This window comes from Phaeovulum molybdatiresistens (genome assembly GCF_023544865.1).
Taxonomy (GTDB): Bacteria; Pseudomonadota; Alphaproteobacteria; order Rhodobacterales; family Rhodobacteraceae; genus Pontitalea.
The window spans coordinates 1-11,671 of the sequence record NZ_JAMJFX010000046.1 but is presented as its reverse complement, the minus strand read 5'-3'; the positions used below and the strand labels follow the sequence as shown (position 1 = coordinate 11,671).

Annotated in this window: 11 protein-coding genes and 1 pseudogene; 6 read left to right on the top strand and 6 right to left on the bottom strand. The window is 59.9% G+C overall.

All coding sequences use genetic code 11. The annotated features are described in order from the left end of the window. Positions 1-289: 289 nt before the first annotated feature. Positions 290-472 (bottom strand): nuclear transport factor 2 family protein, encoded by a 183-nt coding sequence (locus MXB90_RS17900; RefSeq protein ID WP_462982320.1) that lies wholly within the window; start codon positions 470-472, stop codon positions 290-292. Between the two features lie 204 nt (positions 473-676). Here MXB90_RS17900 and MXB90_RS16905 point away from each other — a divergent pair, with 204 nt between their 5' ends. Further along, a complete protein-coding gene (locus tag MXB90_RS16905; RefSeq protein ID WP_250046593.1) occupies positions 677-2,344 on the top strand; it encodes an FAD-dependent oxidoreductase in 1,668 nt (555 codons plus the stop codon). Positions 2,345-2,616: 272 nt separating this feature from the next. Continuing rightward, positions 2,617-3,474 (top strand): annotated as a pseudogene (tnpC, locus tag MXB90_RS16900) (IS66 family transposase); the annotation flags it as partial. Positions 3,475-3,753: 279 nt separating this feature from the next. Here tnpC and MXB90_RS16895 read toward each other — a convergent pair. The 5 genes from MXB90_RS16895 to MXB90_RS16875 are packed head-to-tail and all read right to left on the bottom strand — an operon-like array spanning position 3,754 to position 7,876. Further along, entirely contained in the window at positions 3,754-4,626 is an 873-nt protein-coding gene (locus tag MXB90_RS16895; RefSeq protein ID WP_250046592.1) for an alpha/beta fold hydrolase, read from the bottom strand. Next, complete coding sequence (locus MXB90_RS16890; RefSeq protein WP_284040878.1) at positions 4,623-5,372, bottom strand: ThuA domain-containing protein; 750 nt, start codon at positions 5,370-5,372, stop codon at positions 4,623-4,625. The genes MXB90_RS16895 and MXB90_RS16890 overlap by 4 nt, the downstream gene beginning before the upstream one ends. Further along, complete coding sequence (locus MXB90_RS16885) at positions 5,369-5,836, bottom strand: MaoC family dehydratase (RefSeq protein ID WP_284040877.1); 468 nt, start codon at positions 5,834-5,836, stop codon at positions 5,369-5,371. Before MXB90_RS16885 ends, MXB90_RS16890 begins: the two co-directional genes overlap by 4 nt. Next, positions 5,820-7,103, bottom strand: coding sequence for an aromatic ring-hydroxylating oxygenase subunit alpha (locus MXB90_RS16880; RefSeq protein ID WP_250046589.1), 1,284 nt, complete (start codon positions 7,101-7,103; stop codon positions 5,820-5,822). The genes MXB90_RS16885 and MXB90_RS16880 overlap by 17 nt, the downstream gene beginning before the upstream one ends. Positions 7,104-7,114: 11 nt before the next feature. Beyond that, positions 7,115-7,876 carry an SDR family NAD(P)-dependent oxidoreductase gene (locus MXB90_RS16875; RefSeq protein WP_250046588.1) on the bottom strand — a complete coding sequence of 254 codons (762 nt, stop codon included), beginning with the start codon at positions 7,874-7,876 and terminating at the stop codon, positions 7,115-7,117. A gap of 175 nt (positions 7,877-8,051) precedes the next feature. Between MXB90_RS16875 and MXB90_RS16870 the strand changes: the two genes are divergently transcribed. Genes MXB90_RS16870 through MXB90_RS16855 form a run of 4 tightly spaced genes read left to right on the top strand, consistent with a single transcriptional unit; the run spans position 8,052 to position 11,449 of the window. After that, positions 8,052-9,329, top strand: coding sequence for a CaiB/BaiF CoA transferase family protein (locus MXB90_RS16870; RefSeq protein ID WP_250046587.1), 1,278 nt, complete (start codon positions 8,052-8,054; stop codon positions 9,327-9,329). An 8-nt stretch (positions 9,330-9,337) separates the two neighbouring features. After that, positions 9,338-9,712 (top strand): Zn-ribbon domain-containing OB-fold protein, encoded by a 375-nt coding sequence (locus MXB90_RS16865; RefSeq protein WP_250046586.1) that lies wholly within the window; start codon positions 9,338-9,340, stop codon positions 9,710-9,712. Beyond that, the gene (locus MXB90_RS16860; protein WP_250046585.1) at positions 9,709-10,866 is read left to right on the top strand and encodes an acetyl-CoA acetyltransferase; all 1,158 of its coding nucleotides are present in this window, start codon (positions 9,709-9,711) and stop codon (positions 10,864-10,866) included. Before MXB90_RS16865 ends, MXB90_RS16860 begins: the two co-directional genes overlap by 4 nt. A 25-nt stretch (positions 10,867-10,891) precedes the next feature. Then, positions 10,892-11,449 (top strand): nuclear transport factor 2 family protein, encoded by a 558-nt coding sequence (locus MXB90_RS16855; RefSeq protein ID WP_250046584.1) that lies wholly within the window; start codon positions 10,892-10,894, stop codon positions 11,447-11,449. Positions 11,450-11,671 lie beyond the last annotated feature (222 nt).

Sequence of the window (11,671 nt, the reverse complement as noted above, 5' to 3'; positions counted from 1 at the left end):
TCGAGCAGTTCGGGCCGCATGGGCGCGTCGCCTCTGTCGCTGGTGGTGAACTCGGCAGCCCGGATTTCGAGTGTTTTGTGCAACAGAGCCGCGCGCAGTGAGAAGACCCGCTGTGCAAACAGCCAGCGCCCCCCTCACGCATAAACCAATCTTCATACGCTCCGATCTGGATGCGGCGCTCGCCCGTGTCTGTACACAAGAACTCCTGGGTGTCGGTCCACGCGGTTGCGGTTGCGCCCGACAGATCGATCCGGCCGGGGTGCGAGAAGAAATGAACCTCCCGGTAACGTTACATGGCTGCTTGCCATGTTGACATGATGGCAGGGCGTCCTTCGATGCGGCGATCACGAATTAGCCAGACCCCGTCTTGCGTCCAGCAGTTGATCCAGTCCCGTGAATCGCGTCTGTTCACCGCGTCCGCATATGCAGCAATCCGCTCCAAAAGCTCGAGCTTGTCTGCTGTCGAGGTCATTCGAGTCCCACCCGGTTGCCGCCTCCGCTTATCTCGAAATTATATATACATCTGTTATATTATTGTATACGTAGATTCGGGTAAGAGGATCGATTTGCCGAACAAGCGATGTAGTTCGCGATCCGGCGCCAATATGTGACCAATGCAAGCACGGGCGCCAGTACGCTTTCGCGACAATGCGCTTTTGTTCGAGGAAGACGAAAGATGACGATCGAGACAAGAGAGCACGCCATCGTTGTCGGCGGAGGCTTGAGTGGTCTGGCAACAGCGCTTGGCCTTGCCCAGCGTGGTCGTGCCGTTACAATTCTGGAAGCTGGCGAGAAGATGGGCGGCGCGGCCGCCTATTCCGGCGGTCAGGTCTGGGCGGGCGCCAACCATGTCGCTCTGCGTGAGGGCATCGAAGGCGACACTAAGGAGAAGGCCGAGGCTTATATCCGCGCCATCGCGCATCGCCACCCCGAATTCCTCGACGAAGACGCGATGAAGCGATGGATCGACACCGCGCCCGATGCAATGGCCTATTGGGAGGAAATAGGGGCAATCCAATGGGCTGTCATTCCGGGTCTTGCCGACTATTTCAACAGCTCTGACGGGGCAATGCCTGCGGGCCGCTATTTGACCAATGTGCCTTTTCCTTCGGAGGAACTGGGCGAGTGGCGCGACAAGATGCTCATCAGCCCTTACTTCCCTGTTGGCACCGATTATGCCGAATTGTTCGAAAAGGGCCGGCGCCAGTCGGTTGTAAAGGATGACGCAAGCCAGCGAATGCAGGGCTTTGGTCAATCCGAGCGCCGCGATGCGGAACCCGAGGCCGCGAAGATCCCCGAACTTCTGACCTTTGGCCCCGGCGTGGTCGGCAGCTTCTTAGCTCGCGTCGTGCGCGAACCCGACATCACGATCCGGCTTGGGCACCGCGTCACGGCTCTGAAACACGATGACAAGGGGCGGGTGATCGGCGCCGTCGCCACTACAGAGACGGGGGAGGTGGAATTCGACGGTCCCGTGGTTCTCGCGACTTCCACCTTTGACAATGACCCCGATCTGGTTCGCGAATTCGTCGGGCTGGAGCCTGACCAGTGGGGTAGCGTCGGACCGAAAACCCTGCGCGGCGACGGGATCAAGTTGGTGCGCCAAGTTGGCGGCGCGACCGTCAAGCTGCCGCCGACAGCCCAGACGATGCAGCCGGGTTGGAAATCGGATTACAATGAGGGTTTTTCCTATGGACCCGACACAGCCATGCCGCACTCGATGATCGTGAACCGCGCGGGCGTGCGATATTGTGACGACTCATACTGGCCAGACGTCGCGCACAAGACCATGAGTGATGCGGCAAACAATCTGCCCTTCTTTCTGATCTTCGACGAACAAAGCCACCAAAAATACGGTCTAGGCATGACCCCGCCGGGTAAGCCTTATCCTGAAGGGCTTGTCGCCTCGGCGAATACTCTGGCCGAGCTAGCCGAGGCGCTCGGGATCGACCCGGATGGGCTTGAGGCCACGGCAAAGACCTTCAACGCTTATGTCGCCGCGGACCATGACCCGGAATTCGGACGCGGCACCAAGGAATTCGTCCTCCGCTTCTACGGCGATCCGAACAACAAGCCAAATCCGGTGCTGGGAACGATCGAAAAGCCGCCTTTCCACGGCATGAAGCTGCGCTTCGTAGCCGCCGCCGTCGGCAATAGCGGCATCCACGTCGATGGCGAGGGCCGTGTTCTATCACAGGCCGGTGAGCCAATTTCAGGCCTTTACGCGGTGGGTTCCTGCACGGCGCAGACCGTTTCGGGCACCGGCTACAACAGCGGGATCGCCCTAGGACGCGGCCTGGCAATGGCCTATCTTGTGGCGCGCGACATTACCGGCGCGAACTGAGCCCGCGCGCCCACCACGCACGGTAGGCTATGAGTTCAGCGCACTACACAACGGTATATTCTAAACCGGGTTGCGACAAATCCCCTATGTTGGCGAGAGCAACAAGAAGGAAGATGCCTCACACAGAACTAGGGTCTGTTGACGTTCACTTGTAAGCGCGACGCCGACCCCCTCCTGCCATTTCCGGCTTGATCCGGCCATTCTGCGCACATGGGCGTGACGGAGGGTTTGGATTTTGGAAGTAGAAGGCAAAATGGGCGTCCAATTGGGCGGCTCTAGCCGAGCATCTGAAACGGTCGACCAAGCTGTTCATGGACGAAACCACCGCCTCGGTGCTGGATCCGGGGCGCGGCGTGACAAAGACCGGATACCTCTGGGCCTTGGCCCGTGATGACCGACCTTGGGGCGGAGGGGACCCGCCCGGCGTGGTCTACTTCTATGCCCCCGGACGCGCAGGTGAAAATGCCGAGACCTTCCTGACCGGCTTCGACGGCATCCTCCAGGTCGACGGTAACATCGGCTACAACCGGCTGACCAAGCCCTCGCGCAAGGGCGGTGCGCCCATTCGGGTGGCGCATTGCTGGGCGCATGCGCGGCGGAAGCTCAAGGAGGTGTTCGACCGCGACGGGTCAGAGATCGCCGCCGAGGGCCTGCGCCGCATCGTCGAACTCTATGCCGTCGAGGCCTACATCCGCGGCGTCTCGCCCGGCCAGCGCCTCTCGGCCCGTCAGGCCCGCACCGCGCCGCTGGTGGCCGCCTTCGGAGAATGGCTGCAGGCGCAACGCCGCAAGATATCCGCCAAATCCCGCTTGGGCGAAAAGCGGACCTACATCCATAACCACTGGGACGGGCTGCAAACCTTCCTGACCGATGGCCGGGTGGAAATCGACTCCAATAGGGTCGAAAACCTGATCCGACCCATCGCCCTAAATCGAAAGAACGCCCTCTTCGCCGGTCACGACGAAGGCGGCATCGCCTGAGGCCGCATCTCCTCGCTGATCGAGACCTGCAAAATCAACGGCACCGAGCCCTTCGCCTATCTCAGGGCCACCCTGACCGCCATCGCCAATGGCCATCCCCAGAGCCGCCTCGACGAGCTCCTGCCCTGGAACTTCAAGCCGTCAAGCTGACGCGATCGTGGTCCCCAGAGACCGCTTACAAAGAAGTTTCGATCAGGCACCGCCATTTGCACGTGTCACGGTCTAAGTCGGCCGGGAAGCGACGGTTGGATTTTTGTGGGATGACTGCCTCAACCTTGGACTTTGCCAATGCGAGCCTCCAGATCGACATAGCTGAACAGCGACCTGCTCGCCTCGTCCGTCCGGCGAATCATCACCCCCGCCGTTGACGTGCAAAGGATGAATCATGCTCCGAATTCCGCGGCGCGGTGCGACTATTTCCGCGCCGCGCTAAAGCCGCGACAGGAAAGCGTCCAGCGTTTCCGAGAATACATCGTTACGGTCGCCGACGATCATGTGCCCGGCCCCTGTGACGTCCTGAAATTCGGCATGCGGTGCGATTTCAAGGAAATGCGCCACGCTTTCGTCGTTCACCAACTCACTTTGCGAGCCGCGAACCACAAGGATCGGGACCTTGATCGCAGCCAGCGCAGAATTGAGATCCTCTAGTATTTGCGCATTGATCCGGGACGACCGCCGTCCCTCGATGAACGCCGGATCCCAATGCCAAGTGTAACGGCCATCCGGCCGGGTGCGCAGATAGCGCGCAAGACTTGCGACATTAGACTTGCGGCCCTTTCGTTCGGGCAAATAGGCGGCAATCGCCGCGGCCGCTTCCTCGTAGCTTCCAAACCCATCTTCAAGGTGCTTGCCCATGAAGTCAAGGACCTTGTCCGCTCCCTTGACGTCGATCTTGGGGGTGATGTCGACCAGTACCAGCGCACGAAAGACGCCGGGCGCGATGCTCCCCAGCGCCAACAGTCCAGCATTGCCCCCAAGTGAGGCGCCAACAAGAACCGACGGAGAGGCAAAGGCTTTGCCAACGGAGGCAAGATCCTTGCCATAGCGCTCCAGGGAATAATTCCTGGCCGGATCCCAACCGCTTTCACCATGCCCACGCAGATCAAGCGCGAGCGCGTGCCACCCATTTTCACCCAGCCGTCGCGCCACGCGGCTCCAGGCATAGCGGGTTTGCCCGCCACCATGCGCCAAAAGCACCCCGGGCGCAGAAGGGTCCCCGAAGGCCTCACCGACCAGCTCTACACCATCGTCCATTTCATAGCGAACAAGGGTCGCCCCTTGTTCGACAAAGGTCGTGTTCATGCAAAGTGTTCCTCTTTCGCGCCCCAGCGAAGCCCCCGCCGGACAAGTTCCCGAAATACCGGATGCGGCCATGAGCCCCGTTCGACAAACGGGTATTCGTCGGTGATCGGCCGCATGTCGTAGCGCCCGCGCGTGTGGCCAAGCGTCAGATACAGCAACGCACCCGCGCCAATATCGCGCAGATACATCACCTGGTGTGCGCTGCGGTCCCAGTGTTGGGTTTGAAACAGCGGTGTGTCACCCGCAAATGTGGTTGTCAGGAGCACCCGGTTACCCGGCTCATGCCACTGAAGATATTGCTCATCCTCCACCCGGAAGGGTTCAATCCCCGCCACCAACGGATGGGCATCGCCAGTCGGCTTGACCTTGAACTGCCCCGGCGCGGGATGTGCGGCGAACTGGCTGCCCAGCATGGCCCGCACCCGATCAGGGAGCGGGGGGCACACCACGGGATCGTCCCCTTCGAGTATCATCGCACTATTGGTCCCATGCAGGGCGAACCAGCGCCCGCCCCGGGCGAAGAACCCGTCCAGCGCATCAAGGGCTTGCGCTTGCGGCACCATATCGCACGTATAGGTGACGATCATGTCCGCCGCCGCGATCGCCGCCGGATCATAGCTGTCTTTCACTGTGACGCGCAGGCACTCGATTTCGGCCATCAGGCCAAGCAGCTCAAGCCGGGCATGGTCCATGTCATGCCATGGACCGCCTGTTATCAGCAGCACCTCGACCCGCGGCGGGATCATACCGCCCGCCGGTAGACGAGGGCAGTCGAGATGAAGGAAAACACCACCGTGCCATGCTGATTTTCGACCCAATGCTCAAGATTGGCAAGGCCAATGCGGGGTCGGCTTGCCGAGAGGCGTTTGGACAGAACACGCGAACAGGCGACCAATGTATCCCCCGCGCGCACCGCATGGCGCCAACGCACCTCATCCCACTGCACGCCGCAAACCCAATCGATATTGCCATTCACCTCATGATCCATGACCCGCCACAAAGCTGCGGTGTGCAGGCCCGAGGCGACCAGTTCGCCAAACAGCGAATCTTTGGCCGCCTCCTGATCCGAGTGGAAATACTGGGGATCGTAGCGGTGAGCGAAATCAAGCATATCCTGTTCCGTTATCGTCAACGGACTGGACCGGGATTCCTCGCCGACCTCAAGATCTTCCCACTTGCGCTCCGGGTGGGGATCAATCTTCTCCAACATAGTCCATCAACACCTTGTGGAAGTGGCGGATCCGCAGTTCCTGATCGCCAAGCCATAGCCCTTCATAAGCGGCAGAATGCATCCCCTGCTGCACGCCGGGTAGGTTGGCCGCATCCTGATCGATGACCAGACCCATCGACCGTTCGCCATGCTTGAAGCGTTCGTTGCGCGGCTTGCGCGGCCGCTCTTCACCTGCCTTCAAAAGCCGGAACATCTGAACATCGAAGTACATCTTGTCAGGGTCCGTCTCATGAGGACGCTGGCGGAACAGCATCAGATCGTCGGCATGGGTGTTCATCGTGATATTGGGGAAGATCATGTAGTGATAATCATCGGTAAGCTGCTCGTCGTTCAGATCAGAATAATCGAAGCCCATTTCTGCCCCATGTGCGCGCTTGTATTTCTGAAGCGCCACGCGCACCTCGCTAACCCTGCCGTCGAAATCAGCCGGATCCATTCCCGCCTCTTTCATGGCATGTTTGATCAGATGCGGGATCTCGGTGGTCTCGTTCACGCGATGCGATATCGTCGAGAACGGAATCAGGTAACGATTATGACGCTCATAAGTATCAATCTGGATATGCTTATCTTCGAGGAAATAGAGTAGTTCCGGGTGGATACCCTGGACATGATAGGCCTCGTTAAAAGCATCCACGCTGGTTTTCCAGTTACAGTTCCATTCCGCCGTCCAGTCGACAACCTTCACCATCCGGTCGAAATGGTAAGGTTCAAGGTGCTCGCAAAGCGGATCAAGATAGTCGCGAAGCGGTTCGGCATCGGGGTTGAGCGTGAAGAAGACGAAGCCATTCCACTCCTCCGCCTTTACCGGGGCAAGCCCGCCACAGGGCGGCGGACCTTGCGGGAAGGTCTCGACATCGGGCAGGTTTTCGAATTCGCCTGAAAGCTTGTATTCCCAATGGTGATAGTTGCACTTGAAGGTCGTTGCATTACCCTGCCCCACCATCACACGGTTGCCCCGGTGCGGGCAGACATTGTAGAAGCCAAGCACGCTGCCATCAGGCTGGCGGGTCAGTAAGATCTCCTCGCGGCCAATAGAGGTGACGATGTAATCGCCCGGATTTTCGATATCCTCCGAAGCGCAGCCCCACAACCAGACCTTCGTCCACATCCGCTCCCATTCCTTCCGCATGAAATCGGGCGAGATGTAACGCGCCTTGGGGATCAGATCAGTCCCGAGGTCCGGGGTTTCGGTCTTCTCAATCGGAGTTTTAGTGAAGTCTCCGGCTTTGATCCGATGAACAGTCATTTGTGCCTCGCTCAGAATTGGACGCCTTTGGTGAACCCGCCATCCACCAACAGATGAGAACCCACGCACCAGCGCGCAGCAGGGCTAGCCAGGAAAACAGCGGAGCGGGCAACTTCTTCGGCCTCGCCCATCCGGCGGGTGGGCTGTTGCCGAACGGCGCTGGCAAAGGTACGCGATCGCGCAACCTTGATCATCTCCCAGTTCGATCCAGGAAACATTGTCGGCCCCGGAGACAAGCAATTCACCCGGATCCCTTTGGGTGCATAGGCCTCGGCCAGTTGCTTTGACCACGTGACCAGCGCCGCCTTGATCGCGTTATAGGCCATCGGCGCGACGAAAGTTTCAGATGCCGCCATCGTGGCGATGATCAGGATCGAGGCATTCTTGCTTTGCTTTAGCGCCGGATAGGCTTCCGCAACGGCGCGGGTCGCGCTCATCAGGTCAATTTCAAAATTGCGATACCAGTAGCGATCTTCATTGGTTCCACCGCCGGCCGAGAGACTGGCAACGAAAATATCGAGCCCGCCAAACTCTTCGACGGTCTCACGCATCCAGCCCCGTATTGCATCGCCATCGCGCCCCTGGAGCGATCGCCCCATCGCACGAACGCCATGCGCCTCGAACCCGCTTACGGCCGCATCGATGCTTTCCTGCCCCCGTGCGCAAACCGAAACATCGCAACCCTCTTGCGCCAGCAAGTCGGCTATCGACCGCCCGATCCCGCGTGAACCACCCGAAACGGCGGCTTTCAGACCTTTCAGGCCCAGATCCATGCCTCGCGTCCTCCAATTCCATCAATGCAGGGTCCGCGCTTCCTGCGCTGAAGTCCATTCCTTACGATCTGTATTTACATGTATATCATAAAAGGATTATTGTATACTTCAAAATGCACGTGCGCATAAATGTTTTGCCGCCTGTGTACGGAATCGACGAGCAAGGGAGAACGCCGTGGACGACAGAACGAATCATTTAACCCCGTCTGCGGACTGCCCGATCAGCGCGCAAAAAAAGCGAATTCTTGAAGGTGTGAAGGTGCTCGATCTTTCGCGCGTGGTCGCGGGCCCTCTTGCCGGGCAGACCCTAGCCGATCTCGGTGCGGATGTGATCAAGATCGAGCGGGTCGGCGACGGGGACGACCTTCGCACTCTCGGCCCGCCCTGGGTTACCTCGCCAACCACGAAACTCGAGCAATCAACCTATTTCCAGACTGTGAACCGCGGCAAGAAATCGCTGACGCTGGATTTCGCCCGACCCGAGGGAGGCGAAATCCTGAAGGCGCTAGTGCGTGAATCCGATGTGCTCATCGAAAATTTCCGCACAGGCACATTGGCACGCTATGGGCTAGGCTATGAAGATCTGCATGCGCTCAACCCGCGCCTGATCTATTGCTCGATCACCGGTTTCGGCCAGACCGGCCCCTATCGCGAACGCTCTGGCTATGATTATCTTGTGCAGGCGATGGGCGGTCAGATGGCGGTGACGGGCCTGCCCGATGGCATGACCGGAGCCGGCCCGATGCGAGTGGGAGTGCCCATTGCCGACATTACGGCGGGCAATAACGCAGTGATCGCCATCCTTGCGGCGCTCTATCATCGGGAACACTCTGGCAAGGGGCAACATATCGATATTTCGTTGTTCGATTCGCAGGTCGGGCTTCTGTTGAACTCGCTCTCTGCCTGGATGAACGCTCGTGCGCCGCTGCCGCGCACCGGCAACGACCACCCTACGGCAGTGCCCAACGGGGTGTTTGCCGTGAAGGATGGCCACATCCTGATTGCCACCTTCAACGACCGCGAATTCGCGCGGCTAGCTGCGGCGCTAGGTCACCCCGAATGGGGCGAAGATCTGCGATATGCTCGCTCTCGCGACCGCCTTGCCAATCGGGTGCAGCTGACCAAGGACATGACGGAAGCGCTGGCGCATCATGGCAAGCGTTACTGGATGGAAAGAATCAATGGCGCCAAGGTGTCTTGCGGGCCAATCAATGACATGCATGACATCGAAAAGGACCAACAGCTTGCCGTGCGCGAAATGTTCGTGACGCTGAACCATCCGGTGATGGGAGAAATCCACGTGGCGGGAAGCCCGCTGAAATTCTCGGAAACCCCGGTCGATATCTCAAGGGCCCCGCCGCTGGTGGGCGAGGACAGCGAAGCGATCCTGCGTGAACGCCTGATGCTCACCGATGCGGAAATTCAGAACCTGCGGACGAACAAGATTATCTGAGGCATATAGTGACCGACGACACCAACGCCCCCGAAGCCGAATATCTGGGTCTTCTCGCCCAAGGCTGCTTCATGCTCCAGCGCGATCCGCAGTCCGGTGCGGCCGTGTTTCCCCCGCGCCTACGTGCGCCGGGTCACGGCGGCAAGCTCGGCGCCTTTGCGCCGCTATCGGGGCGCGGGGTGATCTATGCGATGACGGTCCAGCCAAAAAAGCCGCCGGAGCCGCCCCGGATAGTCGTGCTAGTCGACTTGGATGAAGGCGGTCGGATGCTCTCGCATATGCCCGCGGCCACACCCGACAGCGTGGCCATCGGGGACGCTGTGACCGCCCGGATCATAACGGAAGGCGAGACGCCGACGGTCGTCTTCGACCGTGCACAATGAGCTGGGCAGAAGCCTTCCCGCGCGGTCGCAGCGCCGTTGTTGGCGCGGCGACCTTTGGGCTTGGGGAATGTCCCGGATACAGCGCACTGGAAATGGCCGCCGAAGCCGGCTATCGCGCGCTTGACGATGCCGGCATTTCGATCAACGCGGTCGACGGGCTGTTCGTTGCGCTGCCCGACGATTACCTTGGCGGCCTTGCAATGGCCGAATATTTTGGAATCGCCCCGGCGATCGTCGACAACAACCGCACCGGCGGTTCGTCCTTTCTTTGCCACGCCATCCACGCCGCCCTGGCGCTCGACGCCGGGTTAATTGATGTGGCGCTGATCACCTACGGCTCAAACCAACGCAGCAATGCTGGGCGGTTGGTGTCAGCGTTGCGAGCCTCTCCCTACGAAGGCCCACATGGCGCACGTATGCCGGTCGGTGGCTATGCGCTTGCCGCGGCGCGTCACATGCACGCCTTCGGCACCACCCGCGAAGACCTTGCCCAAGTGGCCCTTGCCGCGCGGCAATGGGCAGCGATGAACCCAGAGGCTTTGTGCCGCGAACCAACCTCGATCGAAGCGCTTTTGAACGCGCGGATGATCTCGACCCCGCTCAGCGTATCGGATTGCTGTCTAGTTACCGATGGTGCGGCTGCGGTGGTGATGACTCGTATCGACCGCGCCCGTGACAGCCGCGCGCCGATCCCGCTGCTGGGCGGCGCCACGACGGTGACTCACAAAGAAATCGCAGCAATGCCAGATCTCACCATCACTGGTGCTGCGATCACTGGCCCCCGCGCGATGGCAGCTGCCGGAATAACCCCGGCAGCGGTTGATGTAGTGGAACTCTACGATGCCTTCACCATCAACACCGTGCTGTTCCTGGAAGACCTCGGCTTTTGCCCCAAGGGTGAGGGCGGCCGCTTCGTAGCCTCGGGTGCCATCGCGCCGGGCGGAGCCTTGCCTGTCAACACCAACGGCGGCGGGCTGTCATGCAATCACCCCGGCATGTACGGGCTGTTCACGATGGTCGAAGCAGTGCGCCAGCTGCGCGGCGAAGCAGGGGCGCGGCAGGTGCCTGGCGCCGAAATTGCCCTCAGCCACGGTAACGGTGGCGTGCTTTCGAGCCAGGCCACACTCATTTTCGGCACCGAAGCAACGCTTTGACCAAGCACATCAGGGAGGAAGAAAAATGGATCAAAATATACTGCAACGGATCGACCGGCTGGAAAGCCGAAACGCAATTCTCGAGATCATATCCAAATACTGCAAGGCCTGCGACGATCGTGATGTGCCGCTCCTGCGCTCGATTTTCACCGAAGACGCAGTGGTGCGCAGCCAAGACGGGATGATGGAAGGCGTCGGCATCGACCGAGTCATGGAGGTCTATCGCAAACGTTTCGAGGTCTTATCGATCTCGGTGCATTGGACGCATGACACCGTCATCACCTTCGACGATGCCGATCCCGACAAGGCCACTGGGGAGGTCTTTTGTCATGCCGAGGCACATCGTAACGGGCAGACCCTCGTCGGCAGCCTGCGCTACATCGACGAATACCGCCGCGAAACAGGGGTCTGGAAATTCGCGCGGCGCACGCTCAAGTTTCTCTACTATGTGCCCGCGCATGAATACTCCGAGGCGCTCGGGTCGAAAGACCGGATGCGCGCCTATGGTGATCGGCGACCGGCAGACTATCCCGAGAGCTTTGATTGCTACAGCTCCTGGGCGCTGCACTACGCGCCAAGCTGAGGCGATCTGAACTTGTCGCTTATTCGTGCCGCTCCAAGTGTTCATTCAGGCCCCTTGGCTTTCGTAGGCCAAGGGGCTTTCCCCGTATTCAGAATGCCGCCGACGAGGGTTCTAGGAGCTGTTGATGAATGGGAACATGGTTGATTAGACTCAGATGGGGTATTCGGCTTGCGCCCTATCCCCGACGTTGGCTTTCGTGGAGGTGCTGGGCTTCGAGCTGAT

Coding starts and splice junctions, on each gene's coding strand:
- MXB90_RS16905 (WP_250046593.1), top strand. CDS start 677: ATGACGATCGAGACAAGAGAGCACGCCATCGTTGTCGGCGGAGGCTTG.
- MXB90_RS16880 (WP_250046589.1), bottom strand. CDS start 7,103: ATGACTGTTCATCGGATCAAAGCCGGAGACTTCACTAAAACTCCGATT.
- MXB90_RS16855 (WP_250046584.1), top strand. CDS start 10,892: ATGGATCAAAATATACTGCAACGGATCGACCGGCTGGAAAGCCGAAAC.
- MXB90_RS17900 (WP_462982320.1), bottom strand. CDS start 472: ATGACCTCGACAGCAGACAAGCTCGAGCTTTTGGAGCGGATTGCTGCA.
- MXB90_RS16890 (WP_284040878.1), bottom strand. CDS start 5,372: ATGATCCCGCCGCGGGTCGAGGTGCTGCTGATAACAGGCGGTCCATGG.
- MXB90_RS16885 (WP_284040877.1), bottom strand. CDS start 5,836: ATGTTGGAGAAGATTGATCCCCACCCGGAGCGCAAGTGGGAAGATCTT.
- MXB90_RS16860 (WP_250046585.1), top strand. CDS start 9,709: ATGAGCTGGGCAGAAGCCTTCCCGCGCGGTCGCAGCGCCGTTGTTGGC.
- MXB90_RS16895 (WP_250046592.1), bottom strand. CDS start 4,626: ATGAACACGACCTTTGTCGAACAAGGGGCGACCCTTGTTCGCTATGAA.
- MXB90_RS16875 (WP_250046588.1), bottom strand. CDS start 7,876: ATGGATCTGGGCCTGAAAGGTCTGAAAGCCGCCGTTTCGGGTGGTTCA.